The sequence below is a fragment of the Pseudoduganella flava genome, assembly GCF_007830495.1.
Classification (GTDB): Bacteria; Pseudomonadota; Gammaproteobacteria; order Burkholderiales; family Burkholderiaceae_D; genus Rugamonas; species Rugamonas flava.
Genome location: NZ_VLKW01000014.1, coordinates 129,431 through 147,854, shown reverse-complemented (window position 1 = coordinate 147,854; position 18,424 = coordinate 129,431). Strand labels below are relative to the sequence as shown.

Annotated in this window: 17 protein-coding genes and 2 tRNA genes; 14 read left to right on the top strand and 5 right to left on the bottom strand. The window is 64.7% G+C overall.

Annotated elements, in window-relative coordinates; genetic code table 11:
• Together IP92_RS27525 and IP92_RS27520 are read right to left on the bottom strand one after the other, a co-directional pair.
• On the bottom strand, nt 1-177 hold a 177-nt coding region (locus IP92_RS27525), incomplete at its 3' end, for a helix-turn-helix domain-containing protein (protein WP_229419004.1).
• A 192-nt stretch (nt 178-369) separates the two neighbouring features.
• Complete coding sequence (locus IP92_RS27520; protein ID WP_145881400.1) at nt 370-1,512, bottom strand: GNAT family N-acetyltransferase; 1,143 nt, start codon at nt 1,510-1,512, stop codon at nt 370-372.
• 283 nt (nt 1,513-1,795) lie between these two features.
• On the opposite strand from IP92_RS27520, the gene IP92_RS27515 reads away from it, so the two are divergent.
• The 3 genes from IP92_RS27515 to IP92_RS27505 all read left to right on the top strand — a co-directional run bounded on the left by IP92_RS27515 (nt 1,796) and on the right by IP92_RS27505 (nt 6,400).
• Nucleotides 1,796-3,904 (top strand): TonB-dependent receptor plug domain-containing protein, encoded by a 2,109-nt coding sequence (locus tag IP92_RS27515; RefSeq protein ID WP_158206830.1) that lies wholly within the window; start codon nt 1,796-1,798, stop codon nt 3,902-3,904.
• Between the two features lie 78 nt (nt 3,905-3,982).
• Nucleotides 3,983-6,037, top strand: coding sequence for an NAD(+) synthase (locus tag IP92_RS27510; RefSeq protein WP_145881396.1), 2,055 nt, complete (start codon nt 3,983-3,985; stop codon nt 6,035-6,037).
• Nucleotides 6,038-6,061: 24 nt separating this feature from the next.
• Nucleotides 6,062-6,400: a P-II family nitrogen regulator gene (locus tag IP92_RS27505; protein ID WP_145881395.1), complete on the top strand. Its 339-nt coding sequence runs from the start codon at nt 6,062-6,064 to the stop codon at nt 6,398-6,400.
• Nucleotides 6,401-6,527: 127 nt separating this feature from the next.
• Here the strand turns inward: IP92_RS27505 and IP92_RS27500 are convergent, their stop codons facing one another.
• The 3 genes from IP92_RS27500 to trxB form a co-directional block, all read right to left on the bottom strand.
• Nucleotides 6,528-7,154, bottom strand: a complete 627-nt coding sequence (locus IP92_RS27500; protein ID WP_145881393.1) for a trimeric intracellular cation channel family protein — start codon at nt 7,152-7,154, stop codon at nt 6,528-6,530.
• A 190-nt stretch (nt 7,155-7,344) separates the two neighbouring features.
• Nucleotides 7,345-8,055, bottom strand: coding sequence for a Smr/MutS family protein (locus IP92_RS27495; protein ID WP_145881392.1), 711 nt, complete (start codon nt 8,053-8,055; stop codon nt 7,345-7,347).
• Between the two features lie 5 nt (nt 8,056-8,060).
• Complete coding sequence (trxB, locus tag IP92_RS27490) at nt 8,061-9,011, bottom strand: thioredoxin-disulfide reductase (RefSeq protein WP_145881390.1); 951 nt, start codon at nt 9,009-9,011, stop codon at nt 8,061-8,063.
• Between the two features lie 198 nt (nt 9,012-9,209).
• On the opposite strand from trxB, the gene IP92_RS27485 reads away from it, so the two are divergent.
• From IP92_RS27485 to IP92_RS27435, 11 genes are all read left to right on the top strand, one after another.
• Nucleotides 9,210-11,564, top strand: a complete 2,355-nt coding sequence (locus IP92_RS27485; RefSeq protein WP_145881388.1) for a DNA translocase FtsK — start codon at nt 9,210-9,212, stop codon at nt 11,562-11,564.
• Between the two features lie 12 nt (nt 11,565-11,576).
• A complete protein-coding gene (lolA, locus tag IP92_RS27480; RefSeq protein WP_145881386.1) occupies nt 11,577-12,200 on the top strand; it encodes an outer membrane lipoprotein chaperone LolA in 624 nt (207 codons plus the stop codon).
• An 11-nt stretch (nt 12,201-12,211) separates the two neighbouring features.
• Nucleotides 12,212-13,519: a replication-associated recombination protein A gene (locus tag IP92_RS27475; protein ID WP_145881385.1), complete on the top strand. Its 1,308-nt coding sequence runs from the start codon at nt 12,212-12,214 to the stop codon at nt 13,517-13,519.
• Between the two features lie 106 nt (nt 13,520-13,625).
• On the top strand, nt 13,626-14,441 hold the full coding sequence (locus IP92_RS27470; protein WP_145881433.1) for an alpha/beta fold hydrolase: 816 nt from the start codon (nt 13,626-13,628) through the stop codon (nt 14,439-14,441).
• A complete protein-coding gene (locus tag IP92_RS27465) occupies nt 14,419-14,715 on the top strand; it encodes a YciI-like protein (RefSeq protein ID WP_145881383.1) in 297 nt (98 codons plus the stop codon). The genes IP92_RS27470 and IP92_RS27465 overlap by 23 nt, the downstream gene beginning before the upstream one ends.
• 257 nt (nt 14,716-14,972) lie before the next feature.
• Complete coding sequence (locus IP92_RS27460) at nt 14,973-15,173, top strand: hypothetical protein (protein WP_145881381.1); 201 nt, start codon at nt 14,973-14,975, stop codon at nt 15,171-15,173.
• A 355-nt stretch (nt 15,174-15,528) separates the two neighbouring features.
• A complete protein-coding gene (locus IP92_RS27455) occupies nt 15,529-15,729 on the top strand; it encodes a hypothetical protein (RefSeq protein ID WP_145881379.1) in 201 nt (66 codons plus the stop codon).
• A 101-nt stretch (nt 15,730-15,830) separates the two neighbouring features.
• Nucleotides 15,831-17,120: a serine--tRNA ligase gene (serS, locus tag IP92_RS27450; protein WP_145881377.1), complete on the top strand. Its 1,290-nt coding sequence runs from the start codon at nt 15,831-15,833 to the stop codon at nt 17,118-17,120.
• A 76-nt stretch (nt 17,121-17,196) separates the two neighbouring features.
• Nucleotides 17,197-17,286: transfer RNA gene (locus IP92_RS27445), tRNA-Ser, on the top strand.
• A 594-nt stretch (nt 17,287-17,880) separates the two neighbouring features.
• Nucleotides 17,881-18,078, top strand: coding sequence for a hypothetical protein (locus IP92_RS27440; protein WP_145881375.1), 198 nt, complete (start codon nt 17,881-17,883; stop codon nt 18,076-18,078).
• A gap of 100 nt (nt 18,079-18,178) precedes the next feature.
• Nucleotides 18,179-18,268 (top strand) — tRNA-Ser (locus IP92_RS27435).
• The last annotated feature ends 156 nt before the right edge of the window (nt 18,269-18,424 follow it).

Sequence of the window (18,424 nt, the reverse complement as noted above, 5' to 3'; positions counted from 1 at the left end):
GACGGGGGAAGAGTGCGGCTGCCGGGATCGATCAAGCAGCCCGAGCTCTCCGCCGGCACGATAACGCTCCAGCCACTTGTAGGCAGTTTTCCGGCTAACACCGAATCGACGGCAAAGCTCGGCAATGTTAGCTGAAGGCCTGAGTGCAAGCAGAACGAATTCCTGTCGAGATGACATAGAGGTGGACTCCTTCCAAGGCATTGCACGCTCCTGTAAGTGGCTGTGCAATGATCATAAAAGGTGTTACCTATGTCTCCCGACAGGTGTTACCTATGTGTCCCGACAAAACACCCGCCGGGTCTGACCCCAGTCGTGCGCCGTTGGGTTGAAATGATGCGTCGCCCCGTCTCTGATCGATAAATCTAAATCCTACCCCTTGAACGGATTCCGTTCGTTCAGCTCATTCATGTACGCATCGATGCCGCCGCTTTCCCTTTCCAGGAAGCGTTCGACGGCGTCGGCGAAGGCGGGGTGGGCCAGCCAGTGGGCCGACCACGTGCGCGTGGGCAGGAAGCCGCGGGCCATCTTGTGCTCGCCCTGCGCGCCGCCTTCGAACGTGCCGATGCGCTGTTCGATGCAGAATTCCAGCGGCTGGTAGTACGCCGTCTCGAAGTGCAGGCAGGGCACGTGTTCCAGCGCGCCCCAGTAGCGGCCATACAGCGTGTCGGCCGTGTGGATCAGCAGCGACGCTGCGATCGGCCGGCCATGGCGCTCGGCGATCACGAGCAGGATATTGTCCGGCATCGCCGCGCCGATGCGCTGGAAGAAGTCCAGATTCAGGTACGGCGACGAGTGGTGCTCGGCGTACGTGTTCTTGTAGCAGCGGTGGAAGAAGCGCCAGTCCGCTTCGGTCGCGTCGCTGCCCCGCACGCGCCGCAGCGTGACGCCGGCGTCAAGCACCTTGCGCCGCTCGGCGCGGATGTTCTTGCGCTTCTTGTGCTCCAGCGAAGCGAGGAAGGCGTCGAAGTCCGGGTAGTCCTGGTTCAGCCAGTGGAACTGCACGCCGCTGCGCAGCATGAAGCCGGCGTCGTGCAGCGCGCTTGCCTGCGCTTCGGGCGGATACAGCACGTGGGTGGACGACGTGCCGGCCGCCTCCTGCTGCTCGCACAGGAAGGCCACCAGCGCGGCGCGGGCCTGCTCGTCGCGCGCCAGCAGGCGCGGGCCCGTGACGGGCGTGAACGGGATCGCGGACAGCAGCTTCGGGTAGTACTCGATGCCGTTGCGGTGGTAAGCGTCGGCCCACGCCCAGTCGAACACGTATTCGCCATACGAATGCGACTTCACGTACAGCGGCAGCGCGGCCGCCAGCTCGTCGCCATCCCACAGCGCCAGGTATTGCGGCTGCCAGCCCGTCTTCGCGCTCGCGCTGCCCGATTCGTGCAGCGCATGCAGGAAGGCGTACGACAGGAAGGGATTCGGGGCACGGTCCGGTTCCTGGCGCGCCAGCAGCGCATCCCAGGCGGCCGCGCCGGCCTTGGACAGGGTAGAGAGGACGCCGGTTCGGAAGGTCATCGCGGCATTGTACGCAAAAACGGCCACGCCCGCCGGCGCTGCCGCGCGATCGGCGTGTTATTGGCCTCTTCTGCGGCGAACGGTGTTCATCCGTATTTCACATTATTTTATCGACCGCTCATGCCGATGATTATTTCCGGCACCATGGATATTTGGCCCGGCGCTGGGCATAATCAGCGAACTTTTTATTTCCTTACCTGCGATGTATTATCGACTCACTCCCATTTCGCTACTCGCTTTCTGCGCCGCCGCATTTGCGCAGCCGGCCCAGCAGACCGCGCCCGTGACCGCGACGGTGCAGGAAAACCCGGCAAAGGAAAAACCGGCCCAGGAAAAACCGATCGCCAAGGTGGAAATCAAAGGGTCCGCCGACGATTATGACCCGCGGCGCGACGATACCGCCAGCAAGACCGTGATTTTAAATGCGGAAATCATGAAATACGGCGACACCAATGTATTCGATATATTGAAGCGGGCGCCAGGTGTGACGGTGATCGGCAACAGCATCCGCATGCGCGGGCTGGGCGGCAATTACACGCAGATACTCGTCAACGGCGAACGGCCGCCGCCTGGCTTTTCGCTGGATAACCTGCCGCCCGAGCAGATCGAGAAAATCGAAGTGATCCGCGCCGGCACGGCCGAGCATTCGATGCAGGCGATCGCGGGCACGATCAATATCGTATTGAAAAAAGTCGTTGCGAAACGGCAGCGCGACCTGCGCATCAATGGCTCGCGCTCCGACCGGAATTCGGGCCTCTTCGTCAACGGCACGCTGGCGGACCGCGACGGCGACCTGTCCTGGTTCCTGAATGGCGCGCTGGGCCGCTTCCGTTACGATACCCCCGGCACGGGCCGCGACCAGTTCACCGATCCCTTCGGCGCGGTGACGAAGCTGCGCGATTCGGAGCGCTACTCGAGCGGCTCGAACAGCTACGTCGGCCTGGGGCCGCGCCTGAACTGGAAGCTGCCGGACGACGGCCAGCTGAACTTCACGGGTTACCTGAACGCGATGCGCGGCGACGGGGCCTACGGGTCGCACTACGACTACCGCCTCGGCAGCTTCAACGCGACCGACTATGCCGACTACGCGGCGGATAACGACATCCACTGGCGCAGCGCGTATGGGGAGCTGAACTGGATCACGAAGCTCGGCGGCGGCAAGCTCGATGCGAAGTTCACGGGCTCCTGGCGCGAGAGCAAGCGCGGCGTGCGCTCGCTGTCCACCACGGCCGATCGCAGCGTGGTGTACCGGCGCGACGAGAACATGGATGAACACAATACCGCGTGGAGCTCGTCCGGCAAGTACACCCGCACCGTGTTCGACGACCATGCGCTGGCCGCCGGCTGGGAGTACAACCGGCAGCGCAACGACGAGGAGGTGACGCGCATCGAAGGCCGCATCGGCGTGGAGCGGCCCATGCGCGAACGCTTCGAGCCGGTGGTGTCGCGCTTTGCCGCGTATGGCCAGGACGAGTGGAACATCACGAAGCAGTGGTCGATATACCTGGGCGCGCGCTGGGAGGGCATCCGCACCGACAGCGCGGGCACCGGGCTGTCCATGACGCGGTCGACGAGCCACGTGCTGAGCCCCGTGGCGCAAACGCTGTACAAGTTCCCGGACAAGAGCGGGCGCCAGTTGCGCGCCGCGCTGACGCGCACCTACAAGGCGCCGACGTTGCAGCAGCTGACGGCCCGCCGCTACTACGCGGAAGAGAACTCGCGCTTCTCGCCGGACAACGGCGGCAACCCCGACCTGAAGCCGGAACTGGCGAACGGCATCGACCTCACGTACGAGCACTTCTGGGCGCCCGGCGCCGTGTTCTCGGTGGGGACGTCGCAGCGCCGCATCCGCGACTACATCCGCTCGCTGCTGCACCAGGAGGCCGACGGCACGTGGATCTGGCAGCCCATCAACAGCGGCCGCGCCACCGTGCGCACGTTCGACGTCGACGTGAAGTTCCCGCTGAAGGCGCTGATGAAGGATGCCCCGGCCATCGACCTGCGTGCCAATTTCAATCGCAACTGGTCGACGGTGGACAATGTGCCGGGGCCGCACAACGTGCTGAGCGAGCAGGTGCCGCTGACGGCGACGCTGGGCATCGACTACAAGGGCCCCACGCACAGCGCCGGCGCCAGCCTGGCGTTTCGCGGCGGCGGCGAACAGCGCGTCTCGGTGGAGCAGTACCGCCAGCAGTTCCGCCGGCGCGACCTGGAAGCGTACTGGCTGTACAAGTTCTCGGCCCGGCACCAGTTGCGGGTCACGGCCAGCAATATCCTGGGCGACGACAATCCCAGCTACTCGCGCTACGTCGATGCCGCCGGCAGCAACGAAAACTGGGGCTACACGCCGGACTCGGCGCGGCTGTCCGTCAACCTGGAGCTGAAGTTCTAGCAGGTGCCGGGAGCGTAAGCGGCGTTGCTTTGGGCTCAATGTTAAAATCTTCGTCAATCCATGCGAAGAGCCAGCCCGATGCCGCAATCCTTCCACAATCTGTACACCCACGACTTCGTGAGGGTCGCGGTCGGCGTGCCGCGCTGCCGCGTCGCCGATCCGCTGTATAACGCCGAGCAGACCATTGCCCTGGCCGAGCAGGCCGCCGCGAAAGGCGCCGCGCTGGTCGCGTTTCCGGAGCTGGGCCTGTCGGCCTACAGCTGCGACGACCTGTTCCACCAGCGCGCGCTGCTCGACACGGTGCAGGAGGCGCTGGCCAAGGTGCTCGAAGCGTCGATCCGCATTCCCGTCACGATGATCGTCGGGATGCCGCTGAAGGTCGACCATCGGCTGTTCAACTGCGCCGTCGTCGTGGCCGGCGGGCGCGTGCACGGCGTCGTGCCGAAGATCTACCTGCCGAACTATAACGAGTTCTACGAGGTGCGCCAGTTCAGCTCCGCGGACGAAGCCGTCGCGAAGGAAATCGAGCTGCTGGGCCAGCGCGTGCCGTTCGGCGCGGACCTGCTGTTCCAGGCCGCGAACCTGCCGCTGCTGCGCTTCCATGCCGAGATCTGCGAGGACGTGTGGGTGCCGATCCCGCCGTCGTCGTACGCGGCGCTGGCCGGCGCCACCGTGCTCGTGAACCTGTCGGCATCGAACATCGTCGTCGGCAAATCGGACTACCGCCACCAGCTCGTCGGCAACCAGTCGGCGCGCTGCATGGCCGCCTACCTGTACTCGTCGGCGGGGCGGGGCGAATCGACGACCGACCTGGCGTGGGACGGCCAGGCGCTGATCTACGAGAACGGCGAGATGCTGGCCGAGGCCGAGCGCTTCCAGGACGAGTCGCACATCATCTTCGCGGACGTGGACCTGGAGCGCCTGTCGCGCGACCGCATGCGCACCAACACGTGGGGCGACTCGGTGCGCCGTCACGCGCAGCAGGTCGATGCATTCCGCGTGGTGACGTACAAGGTCGAGGTGCCGGAAGTGGACGTGCTGCCGCTGCGCCGCACCGTCGCCCGCTTCCCCTACGTGCCGGCCAACCCGGCGCTGCGCGACAAGCGCTGCATGGAGGTCTACAACATCCAGGTGCAGGCGCTGGTGCAGCGGCTGTCCGCGAGCGGCATGCGGAAGGTCGTCATCGGCATCTCCGGCGGCCTGGATTCGACGCATGCGCTGCTCGTGTGCGCGAAGGCGATGGACCGCCTGGAGCTGCCGCGCACGAACATCCTCGCCTACACGATGCCGGGCTTCGCGACGAGCCGCCGCACCTTGGACCAGGCGCGCAAGCTGATGGACTTCGTCGGCTGCACGGCCCACGAGATCGACATCCGCCCCAGCTGCATCCAGATGCTGAAGGACATCGGCCATCCGTACTCGGAAGGCAAGGAAGAGTACGACGTGACGTTCGAGAACGTGCAGGCGGGGGAACGCACGAGCCACCTGTTCCGGCTGGCGAACCACCATAACGGCATCGTGATCGGCACGGGCGACCTGTCCGAGCTGGCGCTGGGCTGGTGCACGTACGGCGTGGGCGACCATATGTCGCACTACAACGTAAACGCCAGCGTGCCGAAGACCCTCATCGCGCACCTGGTGCGCTGGGTTGCCGACAGCCGCCAGTTCGGCGCAGCGGATTCGCAGGTGCTGGAAGACGTCGTCAACACGGAGATCAGCCCGGAGCTGGTGCCCGGCAAAGCGAATGACACGGCTCCGGCACAGAGCACGCAAAGCGTGATCGGCCCATACGAACTGCAGGACTTCAACCTGTACTACACGCTGCGCTTCGGCCTTGCGCCAAGCAAGATCGCGTTCCTCGCGCTGCACGCGTGGCGCGACCGCACCGTGGGCCCGTGGCCGGAAGAAGAGCACGTGCCGCGCAACGAGTACACGATCAAGGACATCAAGCACAACCTGGCGATCTTCCTGCGCCGGTTCTTCCAGACCAGCCAGTTCAAGCGCACCTGCGTGCCGAACGCGCCGAAGGTGGGCTCGGGTGGCTCGCTGTCGCCGCGCGGCGACTGGCGCGCACCGAGCGATTCGGAATCGCGGCTGTGGCTGGAGAACCTGAAGACCGTGCCGGATGCCTGAACCCATTTCTATAAGGAGAATGCGATGAAACAGATTACCGCCGTTATCAAGCCCTTCAAGCTGGACGAAGTGCGCGAAGCGCTGGCCGAAGTGAACGTGACGGGCCTGACGGTCACCGAGGTGAAGGGCTTCGGCCGCCAGAAGGGCCACACGGAGCTGTACCGCGGCGCCGAATACGTCGTCGACTTCCTGCCGAAGGTGAAGGTGGAAGTGGTGGTGGACGACAGCGTGGCCGAGCAGGTGGTCGACGCGATCATCAAGGCGGCCCGCACCGGCAAGATCGGCGACGGCAAGATCTTCGTGCAGAACGTGGAGCAGGTGGTGCGGATCCGGACTGGCGAGACGGGGCCCGATGCCGTGTAAGCCATGGTGTCAGGCACCTGTTTTTCATTGAAAAACAGGTGCCTGACACCGGTTTTTATGAACGGTCGGGGCGGTGAAAAACCAGTGTCTGACACCATTTCGAGCGAGCTCGAAATGGTGTCAGACACTACGGCCGCCCCACCCGCAAATCGAACTTCCACGTCAACAGCCGCAGCAACGTGATCGTAGCGGCGGACGCCCACAGCGCGAAGTCCTCGGGCACGTTCACCCGCTGCAGCAGGATGTACATCCAGCAGCCGAAGAATGCGCAGATCGCGTAGGGCTTGCCGTCCCTGAACACCATCGGCACCTCGTTGCAGACGATGTCGCGCAACACGCCGCCGAAGATCCCCGTGATCACGCCCATCATCGCGGCGATGAACACGGGCATGTCGGCCGCCTGCGCCTGCGACACGCCGGCCACGGCGAACAGCCCGAGGCCGACGGCATCGGCGACGACGATCAGCCGCTCCGAGACGATGTGGCGCAGGTGCTTCATGAACGGCGCCACGGTCAACGCCAGCACGAACAGTAGGATCGTGTATTCCTGGTGCTGTACCCAGAACAGCGGGCGCTTGTCGAGGAGGATGTCGCGCAACGTGCCGCCGCCGAACGCGGCGATGAAGGCGACGATGATGACGCCGACGATATCCATCCGCTTGCGCCGCGCTTCGACAAACCCGGAAAACGCCCCGACCAGGATGGCGATCACTTCGATGACGGTGACGAGCGAGACGTGCGGGACGATTTTCATGCGGGCAAGATCAGTGGCAATGCCCACAGGTTAACATGCGGCCCGACGCGCGAGAAGAGAGAATGTAGTACAGGGAAGGGGCCGCTGCGGCTCGTCTGACCCCAAAAGCAAACCCTGGGGTCAGACCCGGCGGGTCTGACCCCGGCATTTGCCGTTGGGTTAAAAGCTGATTGCGGCCTGCTTGCGTATGTCAGCGCTCCGGCCGCAACGCCGCCCGCAGGAGGACGATCAAGGCGCCTTCGCCGCCATCCATCGGGTGGGCCTGGCAGAAGGCGATCACGCCTTCGGTCTGCACGAGCCAGCTGTGCACCATCGACTTCAGCACGGGCTCGCCGCCCTTCGAGCCGAAGCCGCGGCCGTGGATGACGCACACGCAGCGCTGGTTGCGCTGGTTGGCGCGGCGGAGGAAGGCTGCGATCGCGTCGCGCGCGTCGTCGCGCCGCAGCCCATGTAAATCCAGCTCATCCTGCACAGGCCAGTAGCCCTTGCGCAGGCGCTTCATCACGTCGCTGCCCACGCCGGGGGCGAGGTAGTTCAGCGACGGATCCTCTTCCATGTAGTGGTCGACCTCGAACAGGTCGGACAGCGATTCGCGCAGCACCGCCGCGTCGTCGTCCTTCTGTTCGGCGGCCGTCAGCTTGCGCTTCGGGCCGGCCGGCGCGGCGGCGATGACGGGCTTCGGCGCCTGCGGCACGTAGCGGTTCGACTCGGGCAGTTTGTTTACGCCCTTCATCGTGCTGCGAAAGATCGTCGCTTCCGCAGCCGCCTGTTTTTCCCGTTCGATCCGCTCGGCCTCGGCCTTGGCGCGCGCCGCTTCCTCGCGGGCGCGCTCCTCGCCCTTGCCCTTCAACTGCTGGGCCAGGGACTTCAGCGTCGCGGAATCCTTCAGGCTGCCGCCCATCGAACTTACTCCTGCGCTTCCAGGTAGCGTTGCGCGTCCAGCGCGGCCATGCAGCCCGTGCCGGCGCTCGTGATGGCCTGGCGGTACACGTGGTCCTGCACGTCGCCGGCCGCGAACACGCCCGGAATCGATGTCGCCGTCGCCATGCCTTCGGTACCGGCGCGCGTCTTCAGGTAGCCGTTGTGCATTTCAAGCTGGCCTTCGAAGATGCCCGTGTTCGGCTTGTGGCCGATCGCCACGAACAGGCCGTGCACGGAGATCTTCGACTGCGCGCCATCGTTCGACTGCAACGTCAGGCCCGTCACGCCGCTGTCGTCGCCATTCACTTCGTGCAACTGGTTGTTCAGCTTCAGCTCGATCTTGCCTTCGGCGACCTTGGCCATCAGGCGGTCGATCAGGATCGGCTCGGCGCGGAACTTGTCGCGGCGGTGGATCAGCGTGACCTTGCTGGCGATGTTCGACAGGTACAGCGCTTCCTCGACGGCCGTGTTGCCGCCGCCGATCACGGCCACTTCCTGGCCGCGGTAGAAGAAGCCGTCGCAGGTGGCGCAGGCGGACACGCCGCGGCCCATGAACGCTTCCTCGGACGGCAGGCCCAGGTACTGGGCGGACGCGCCGGTGGCGATGATCAGTGCATCGGCCGTGTATTCGCCGGCGTCGCCGATCAGGCGGAACGGTTTTTCATCCAGCTTGGCAGTGTGGATGTGATCGAACACGATCTCCGTGTTGAAGCGCTCCGCATGCTGCAGCAGGCGCTGCATCAGCTCTGGACCTTGCACACCCAGCGGATCGCCCGGCCAGTTCTCGACGTCGGTCGTCGTCATCAGCTGGCCGCCCTGTTCGACGCCCGTGATCAGCATCGGTTTCAGGTTGGCGCGCGCGGCATAGACGGCGGCACTGTAGCCGGCCGGCCCGGAGCCAAGAATCAATACGCGGGCGTGTTTGGTCGTAGTCATGAAAGCTTCTCTGCGATATGGGATACAGCGTCAATTGGGGACATTGCCTGAGTGCACAAGTGCTTCAGGCAAGCAAAACGAGATTATATGCGAAGGCCTGCTTTTATGAATCGGAAGGCCCGCCGGGGCCTGGATGCCTTAGAATAAGCGCAATAGAAAAAATTCCCTGTGCGCAACACCCCCGAAGCACCAGCAGAAATGAGCAAATCCACGCAACAGACGAGCAATAGTTACACGCGCACGGCCACCGAAAGACAGCCCCTGCCGAACCGCCTGGTACGCCTGTTGTCCGAGGCGCGCTGGTTCGCGCTGGCCGCCGTGTGCCTGTACTTCGTGCTGATCCTCGCCACCTATCACAAGGCCGACCCGGGCTGGTCGCACGACACGGCCGTCGCCGCCGTGAAGAACCTGGGCGGCCGCGGCGGCGCCTGGATCTCCGACCTGATGCTGTTCGTGTTCGGCTTCTCCGCCTGGTGGTGGTGCGTGTACCTGATCCGCTTCGTGTGGCGCGGCTACCGCCGGCTGACGCACAAATACGTGCTGGAGCAGGACGACGACCCGGAGCACAGCCATGAAGGCGTAATCCGCCTGATCGGCTTCGTGCTGCTGCTGACCGGCAGCATGGGCCTCGAATACTTGCGCATGTACACGCTGCCGGTGCAGCTGCCGCGCGCGCCGGGCGGCGTGCTGGGCCAGTTGATCGGCCACGCGGCCCACGTCGGCCTGGGGTTCACCGGCGCCACCTTGATGCTGCTCCTGCTGTTCGCGATGGGCTTCTCGCTGTTCTTCCACATGTCGTGGATGACCGTGGCCGAGCGCATCGGCGGATGGATCGAGACGGCGATCGAATGGGCGATCCACCGCTACGAGGACCGCGAGGACCGCCGCCAGGGCGTCGTCGCCACCGTCAAGCGGGAAGAGGTCGTCGTCAAGGAACGCGAGAAGCACGTCGAGAAGCATCCGGTCGCGGCGCCGCCGATCAAGGTCGAGCCGCAGGTGGTCGTCGTGCCGAAGTCCGAGCGCGTCGAGAAGGAAAAGCAGGCCAGCCTGTTCCAGGACATCGACAACACGGCGCTGCCGCCGCTGGCGCTGCTGGACGATGCGCCACCCGCGCAGGAAACCGTGGCCGTCGAGACGCTGGAATTCACCAGCCGCCTGATCGAGAAGAAGCTGTCGGACTTCGGCGTCGAGGCGAAGGTCGTCGCCGCCTATCCGGGCCCCGTCGTCACGCGCTACGAGATCGAGCCGGCCACCGGCGTGAAGGGCAGCCAGATCGTCAACCTGGCGCGCGACCTGGCCCGTTCGCTGTCGCTGACGTCGATCCGCGTCGTCGAGACGATCCCCGGCAAGAACTACATGGCGCTCGAGCTGCCGAATCCGAAGCGCCAGATCGTGCGCCTCACCGAGATCCTCGGCTCGAAGGTCTACAACGACAGCGCTTCCGCACTGACGGTCGCACTGGGCAAGGACATCGCCGGCAAGCCGGTCGTCGCCGACCTGGCGAAGATGCCGCACTTGCTGGTCGCGGGCACCACGGGTTCCGGTAAATCCGTGGGCATCAACGCGACGATCCTGTCGCTGCTGTACAAGGCCGATCCGCAGGACGTGCGGATGATCCTGATCGACCCGAAGATGCTGGAGATGTCCGTCTACGAAGGCATCCCGCACCTGCTGGCACCGGTCGTCACGGACATGCGCCAGGCCGGCCACGCGCTGAACTGGGCCGTCAACGAGATGGAGCGGCGCTACAAGCTGATGTCGAAGCTGGGCGTGCGTAACCTGGCCGGCTACAACGCGAAGATCGCCGAAGCGGCCAAGAAGGAAGAGCACATCCCGAACCCGTTCTCGCTGACGCCGGATTCGCCCGAGCCGCTGGAAAAGCTGCCGACGATCGTCATCATCATCGACGAACTGGCCGACCTGATGATGGTGGTCGGGAAGAAGGTCGAGGAACTGATTGCCCGTATCGCCCAGAAGGCGCGTGCGGCCGGCCTGCACTTGATTCTGGCCACGCAGCGCCCATCGGTGGATGTGATCACGGGCCTCATCAAGGCGAACATCCCGACGCGTATCGCGTTCCAGGTCTCCTCGAAGATCGACTCGCGCACCATTCTCGACCAGATGGGCGCCGAAACCCTGCTGGGCATGGGCGACATGCTGTACATGCCGCCGGGGACGGGCCTGCCGGTCCGCGTGCACGGCGCGTTCGTGTCGGACGACGAGGTGCACCGCGTCGTGAAACACCTGAAGGCGCAGGGCGAACCGAACTACATCGAGGGCATCCTCGAAGGCGGCACCCTGGAAGAGGGCGGTGCCGGCGGCGATGCGATGGCGGGCGAGGGCGGCGGCGAGGCCGACCCGATGTACGACCAGGCCGTGCAGGTCGTGCTGAAGAACCGCCGCGCGTCGATCTCGCTGGTGCAGCGCCACCTGCGCATCGGCTACAACCGCGCCGCGCGCCTGCTGGAGCAGATGGAGCAGAGCGGCGTCGTGTCGGCCATGCAATCGAACGGCAACCGGGACATCCTCGTCCCGGCGGCTTCCGCGGAATAAGGACTAAACAATATGAATCGTTTCATCGTAGCGGCCGCGCTGGCCGCGTCGTGCATCGGTGGCGCCCACGCCGCCGCGCTGGACCAGTTCAAGACGTTCGTGTCGTCGACCAAGGCGGCGCGCGGCGAATTCACGCAGACGCTGACGAAGAACGTCGACGGCGCGAAGAAGACGTCCGCTCCGTCGACGGGCACGTTCGTGTTCGCCCGCCCCGGCAAATTCATCTGGACGTACCAGAAGCCGTACGAGCAGGTGCTGCAGGCCGACGGCGACAAGCTGTACATCTACGACAAGGACCTGAACCAGGTCACCGTGAAGAAGCTGGGCGACGCGCTGGGCTCGTCGCCGGCCGCCATCCTGTTCGGATCCAACGACCTGGAAAAGAACTTCACGTTGTCCGAGGCGGGCACGCGCGACGGCCTGGAATGGTTGAAGGCCGTACCGAAGGCGAAGGACACGAGCTTCGAGCTGATCTCGATCGGCCTGAAGAACGGCCAGCCGGAAGCGATGGAGCTGAAGGATAACTTCGGCCAGGTGTCGACGCTGGCGTTCAAGAAGTTCGAGAAGAATCCGGCGCTGGGTAATACGGCGTTCGCGTTCACGGTGCCGAAGGGCGCCGACGTGGTGAACCAGTAACCGGTAACGCGATGGCCGATCTGTTTTCCACCGAGCCGCGACAGCCGCTGGCCGAGGCGCTGCGTCCGAAGACGCTGGACGAGGTGATCGGCCAGGGCCACCTGCTGGGCGAAGGCAAGCCGCTGCGCCTGGCCTTCCAGGCCGGCAAGCCGCATTCGATGATCCTGTGGGGCCCGCCCGGTGTCGGCAAGACGACGTTGGCGCGCCTGACGGCCAACGCGTTCGACTCGTCGTTCATCGCCTTGTCCGCCGTGTTCGCGGGCGTGAAGGACATCCGCGCAGCGATGGACCAGGCGCAGCAGAACCTGGACCAGTACGGCCGCCACACGATCCTGTTTGTCGACGAGATCCACCGCTTCAACAAGGCGCAGCAGGATGCGCTGCTGCCGTTCGTCGAATCGGGCCTCGTCACATTCATCGGCGCGACGACGGAAAACCCTTCGTTCGAGGTCAACTCGGCACTGCTTTCGCGCGCCCAGGTCTACGTGCTGAAATCGCTGACGGATGCCGAGATGCGCCAGCTGCTGGCGAAAGCGCAGAAGGTGGCGCTGTCGCACCTGACGTTCGACGACGTGGCCGTCGATACGCTGGTGGGCTTTGCCGACGGCGATGCGCGCCGCTTCCTGAACCTGCTCGAACAAGCCGATACGGCGGCCCGCTCGGCCGGCATCACCAACATCGATGCGAAATTCGTCGAGAACGCGATGACGTTGAACGCGCGCCGCTTCGACAAGGGCGGCGACAACTTCTACGACCAGATCTCCGCGCTGCACAAGTCGGTGCGCGGCTCGCATCCGGACGCCGCGCTGTACTGGTTCTGCCGCATGATCGACGGCGGCGCCGACCCGCGCTACCTGGCGCGCCGCATCATCCGCATGGCGTGGGAAGACATCGGCCTGGCGGACCCGCGCGCGCTGACGATCGTCAACGACGCGGCAGAGACCTACGAGCGCCTCGGGTCCCCGGAAGGCGAGCTGGCGCTGGGCCAGGCCGTCATCTACCTCGCCATCGCCGCCAAGTCGAACGCGGGGTACAACGCGTTCAATCAGGCGATGGCCTACGTGAAGAAGGACAAGTCGCGCGAGGTACCCGTCCACCTGCGCAACGCACCAACCAAGCTGATGAAGGAGCTTGGCTACGGCCACGAGTACCGCTACGCCCACGACGAGCCGAACGCGTATGCGGCCGGCGAGACCTACCTGCCGGACGGGATGCAGGAGCCGCGCTGGTACCAGCCCGTGCCGCGCGGGGTCGAGAGCAAGATTGCCGAGAAGCTGGCTTGGTTGAGGGAGCTGGATCGGCAGGCGGGAGAGGAGTAGTCGGACGCAACATCTCGCGCTGTGCTCAATGGGTGCCTCTGTCGATGACGCGGCAATGCGCCATGCTATAGTCCCCGGACAATAACAAGGAGAGCATCCCGTGCAGATGAAAACCATCAACGGCGTCGAAGTACTGATCGAAGGCACCGGCCCCGATACCATCCTGATGCTCCACGGCTGGCCCGACACCCGGGCGCTGTGGGACCAGACGGCCGCCGCGCTGTCGCCCCATTACCGGTGCGTGCGCTTCACCTGGCCCGGCTTCGAACCCGGTGCACCGCGCGGCGAGCACTCGCTGGACGAGTTGATTGCGTTATGCGAACACGTCGTCCGTGAAGTCAGTCCGAACAAGCCGGTGATCCTCCTTGTGCACGACTGGGGCTGCCTGTTCGGTTACCAGTTCGCGATGCGCCATCCCGACCGCGTGGCGCGCGTCGTCGGCATCGACATCGGCGACGCCGGCTCGAAGGCGCACCGCGACGAGATCGGGCTGAAGGGCAAGCTGGGCATCGTCTCCTACCAGTGGTGGCTCGCAGCGGCCTGGCTGATCGGCGGCGGCGTCGGCGAATCGATGTCGCGCTACCTGTGCCGCAAGATGCGCGTGCCGGCGGCGCCCGAGTCGATCACGGTCGAGAAGAATTATCCCTACTATTCGACGTGGACGGGCAAGTACAAGGCCGCGAAACCGTTCCGCCCAACGTGCCCGATGCTGTTCATCTACGGCACCCGGAAACCGTTCATGTTCCATTCGCAGGCGTGGGAACGCGAGCTGAGCGGCAAGCCCGGCAGCCGCGTCGTCGCGATGGACACCGACCATTGGCCGATGGCGCGCCAGCCGGAAGCCTTCCACCGCCTCGTGCTCGACTGGCTCGGCACGACGGCCTCAACACAGGAGCCCCATGCATTACCTGCTGACTTATGAACTGGCCGGCGACTATCTGCAGCGCCGCGAACAATACCGCGCCGAGCACCTGAAGCTGGCCTGGGACGCCGTCGCGCGCGGCGAGCTGCTGCTGGCCGGCGCCGTTGGCGAGCCGATCGACAGTGCGCTGCTCGTCTTCACGAGCGATACCCCGGCGCCCGCCGAGGCGTTCGCACTGGCCGATCCGTATGTCCACCACGGCCTCGTCACGCGCTGGACCGTGCGCAAATGGCATACCGTCGTCGGCGAAACCGCCAGCACGCCAGTGCGCTGAACCATCCCGGAACGCCGAGTTCCGTCGATTTTTCTACCTCCTGATTTTCGTCAACCGCACGGTTAAGCCACCTCAACCGGTGGCGCCGTGCCGGGCCTATCCTGACCCCGACGTTCCTGCGGTTCCGCCGCCGCTTTCGCGCATTTCATTCCGCGTTTTCGGCGCTTCATCGCAAGCCGATGGAGAGGCGAAGAGCCTTTAGATACAGTACAACCATCGCAGAACGCATCGTTGACAGCACTTCACAGGAGCACATCATGAACGCACTCAAACACATGGAAGCCATCTTCGTCGGTATCGCCACCGTCGCCTTGTCGATCACCTTCTTCACGACCGAACCCCAGCCGCTGACGGTGGCCGCGGACGGCCCGCTGATCGTCCACAGCGACGTCAAGATGCCCGTCGTGACGATCGCCGCGAAGCGTCTGACGGCAGCTGAAAAAGCTGCGCTGATGTAAGCGTGGCGCGGTATCGAGCCGCCGTGGGGCACGCGTCCGCAGCAAGCCCACCCGCCACACCACCACCGCACGCAGGCTGTCCTGCGCCACCGGCCGGTATCGGAACTCATCCGATGCCGGCCGGTTTTTTTTTCGCCCGTACCGCCGGGCTTTCCTCATCCAGCCTGCGCATGATCTTCCCGTTCGATGCGCCCGCTGTGGAGCTGAAGGTCGAAGTACTTCCGGCGCGTCATTCGGGCATTTCATCCCGCGTTTCCTGCGCTTCGTCGCACGCCGGTGGAAGGGCAGGGAGCCTGTCAGTAAAGTAGAACCATCGCAGCACACATCGTTGAACCGGATCTCACAGGAGCCCATCATGAACGCACTGAAGCACATGGAAGCCATCTTCGTCGGCATCGCCACCATCTCCCTGTCGGTTGCCTTCTTCACCACCGAGACGAAGCCGCTGACGGTCGCCGCCGATGGCCAGCTGGTCGTGCAGAGCGACGTGCGGATGCCCGTCGTGACGATCGCCGCCAAGCGCCTGACGGCTGCCGAGAAAGCCGCGCTGATGTAAGCGGCGGCCCTGGACAGGGGCCGCGCGCCGGAGGGCGTAAAACTCGAAAGGATGCGGGGTGTCTTGGTACAATTGCGGTTTCGACATTCGCGGCAATTCCCATGATAGACATCCAACTTCTCCGTAAAGACATCGATACCGTCGCCGCCCGTCTGGCGGCCCGCAAGTTCCAGCTCGACGTCGCCGGTTTCAACGCGCTGGAGTCCGAGCGCAAGGCGATCCAGACGCGCACCGAGGAGCTGCAGAGCAAGCGTAATTCGCTGTCGAAGCAGATCGGCATGTTGAAGGGCAAAGGAGAAGACACCTCCGCCGTGATGGCGGAAGTGGCCGGCATCGGCGACGAGCTGAAGAACAACGAAGCGGCGCTGGCCGCCGTGCAGCACAAGCTGCAGGTGTTCCTGCAAGCCGTGCCGAACCTGCCGCACGAATCCGTGCCGGTCGGTACCGACGAGGCAGGCAACGTCGAGGTCCGCAAGGTCGGCACGCCGCGCGCGTTCGACTTCGAGGTGAAGGACCACGTCGACGTCGGCGCGCCGCTGGGCCTGGACTTCGACACGGCCACCAAGCTGACGGGCTCGCGCTTCTCCGTGATGAAGGGGGGCATCGCCCGCCTGCACCGCGCGCTGGCGCAATTCATGCTGGACACGCACACCGACAAGCATGGCTACACGGAGTGCTACACGCCGTACATGGTCAACGCGGATTCGCTGCTGGGCACGGGCCAGCTGCCGAAGTTCGAGGCGGACCTGTTCTCGGTGAAGAAGGGCGGCGCGGAAGGCGAGGGCGAGACGTTCTACCTGATCCCGACGTCCGAGGTATCGCTGACGAACATCGTGCGCGACGAGATCGTGGCGGCCGACACGCTGCCACTGAAGATGACGGCGCACACGCCGTGCTTCCGCTCGGAGGCGGGCAGCTACGGCCGCGACACGCGCGGCATGATCCGCCAGCACCAGTTCGACAAGGTCGAGATGGTGCAGGTCGTCCACCCGGAAAAATCGTACGAGGCGCTGGAAGAGATGGTCGGCCATGCCGAGACGATCCTGCAGCAACTGGGCCTGCCTTACCGCGTGATGGCGTTGTGCGCGGGCGACATGGGCTTCGGCGCGGCCAAGACGTACGACCTGGAAGTGTGGCTGCCGGCGCAGAACACGTACCGCGAGATTTCGTCGCTGTCGAACTGTGAGGCATTCCAGGCGCGCCGCATGCAGGCCCGTTTCCGCAACGCGCAGGGCAAGCCGGAACTGGTGCACACGCTGAACGGCTCCGGCCTGGCAGTGGGCCGGACGCTGGTGGCGATCCTGGAAAACTACCAACAGGCGGACGGCAGCGTCGAAATCCCGGAAGTGCTGCGCGGCTACATGGGCGGCCTGACGCAGCTGAAGGCTTGAACGGCGGGCTTGAAAAAGCCCTTCCATTTTTTGCCCGCGCTGCTATAATCTTGCCTTCTCGCAGCAATGCGAGAAAGGAGAGGTGGCAGAGTGGTCGAATGTACTTGACTCGAAATCAAGCGATGGGGCAACCCATCCGTGGGTTCGAATCCCACCCTCTCCGCCAGAACAAATAAAAATGGCCACCCCTGCGGGTGGCCATTTTTATTTGTTCGGACGGAGAGGCTGGGATTCGAAGACCCGCGCTTACCAGCGCGGGGCTCTCCGAATCGTCCGACTGCTGCCGCTTGCGGCAGCTTCGCGCGCCGAGGGCGCGCGGCGCATGCGCCTTCTATCGCTTCGCTCAGCCGGGCCACCCCTGCGGGTGGCCATTTTTATTTGTTCGGACGGAGAGGCTGGGATTCGAAGACCCGCGCTTACCAGCGCGGGGCTCTCCGAATCGCCCGACTGCTGCCGCTTGCGGCAGCGCCGCCAGCGCTTCGCGCTGGCGTTCCTCTCCCTGACCGGGTTTCGAAGCTGCCGCCTCCGCGGCAGCTTCGCGCGCCGAGGGCGCGCGGCGTTCGCGTCTTCTTTCGCTACGCTCAGTCGAGCGGACGGAGAGGCGAGGCTCAGCCCCCCGGCCTTAACCCGCTTCGCTCACCCCGCTACCGCACCGCGCCACCTCCGCCGCCCCATTGTGCTGGCAACCGCGTCCCCACGGTACAATGCTTCCGGGCGTGCCTCACCAGCCCATCAATCACGCAACAGCAAAGGAACCATCATGGCCAAGAAGGAAGAGTTGGATGAAGAGACACTGGCATTCATCCAGTGGTGTATCGAGGTAGAGCGCTTCCTCGTGGCCGGCGGCGCGACCGTGAAAGAGGCGCAGGATCATATCGAAGAGCAGGCCGAATGGTTCACTGACCAGTACTACAACGACCTGACGCCCGAGGAGGCGGCAAAGGAAGCGCTGGCCTGAGCTGCGGTTCCCGCTCAAACACTGCCGAGGTTTGACGGGACAGTCATGCTGCTGTAAGATAGTGCCTCTTGTGTTGAAACAAGCGTTCCGGCGCAAGAATGGAGAGGTGGCAGAGTGGTCGAATGTACTTGACTCGAAATCAAGCGATGGGGCAACCCATCCGTGGGTTCGAATCCCACCCTCTCCGCCATGAACAAATAAAAACGGCCTTCCCTGCGGAAGGCCGTTTTTATTTGTTCGGACGGAGAGGGTGGGATTCGAAGACCCGCCCTTACCAGGGCGGGGCTCTCCGAATCGCCATTTTGCTGCCGCTTGCGGCAGCTTCGCGCGCCGAGGGCGCGCGGCG

Coding starts and splice junctions, on each gene's coding strand:
- IP92_RS27505 (WP_145881395.1), top strand. CDS start 6,062: ATGAAACAGATTACCGCCGTTATCAAGCCCTTCAAGCTGGACGAAGTG.
- IP92_RS27500 (WP_145881393.1), bottom strand. CDS start 7,154: ATGAAAATCGTCCCGCACGTCTCGCTCGTCACCGTCATCGAAGTGATC.
- IP92_RS27485 (WP_145881388.1), top strand. CDS start 9,210: ATGAGCAAATCCACGCAACAGACGAGCAATAGTTACACGCGCACGGCC.
- IP92_RS27475 (WP_145881385.1), top strand. CDS start 12,212: ATGGCCGATCTGTTTTCCACCGAGCCGCGACAGCCGCTGGCCGAGGCG.
- IP92_RS27465 (WP_145881383.1), top strand. CDS start 14,419: ATGCATTACCTGCTGACTTATGAACTGGCCGGCGACTATCTGCAGCGC.
- IP92_RS27470 (WP_145881433.1), top strand. CDS start 13,626: ATGAAAACCATCAACGGCGTCGAAGTACTGATCGAAGGCACCGGCCCC.
- IP92_RS27495 (WP_145881392.1), bottom strand. CDS start 8,055: ATGGGCGGCAGCCTGAAGGATTCCGCGACGCTGAAGTCCCTGGCCCAG.
- lolA (WP_145881386.1), top strand. CDS start 11,577: ATGAATCGTTTCATCGTAGCGGCCGCGCTGGCCGCGTCGTGCATCGGT.
- IP92_RS27455 (WP_145881379.1), top strand. CDS start 15,529: ATGAACGCACTGAAGCACATGGAAGCCATCTTCGTCGGCATCGCCACC.
- trxB (WP_145881390.1), bottom strand. CDS start 9,011: ATGACTACGACCAAACACGCCCGCGTATTGATTCTTGGCTCCGGGCCG.
- IP92_RS27440 (WP_145881375.1), top strand. CDS start 17,881: ATGGCCAAGAAGGAAGAGTTGGATGAAGAGACACTGGCATTCATCCAG.
- serS (WP_145881377.1), top strand. CDS start 15,831: ATGATAGACATCCAACTTCTCCGTAAAGACATCGATACCGTCGCCGCC.
- IP92_RS27520 (WP_145881400.1), bottom strand. CDS start 1,512: ATGACCTTCCGAACCGGCGTCCTCTCTACCCTGTCCAAGGCCGGCGCG.
- IP92_RS27460 (WP_145881381.1), top strand. CDS start 14,973: ATGAACGCACTCAAACACATGGAAGCCATCTTCGTCGGTATCGCCACC.
- IP92_RS27510 (WP_145881396.1), top strand. CDS start 3,983: ATGCCGCAATCCTTCCACAATCTGTACACCCACGACTTCGTGAGGGTC.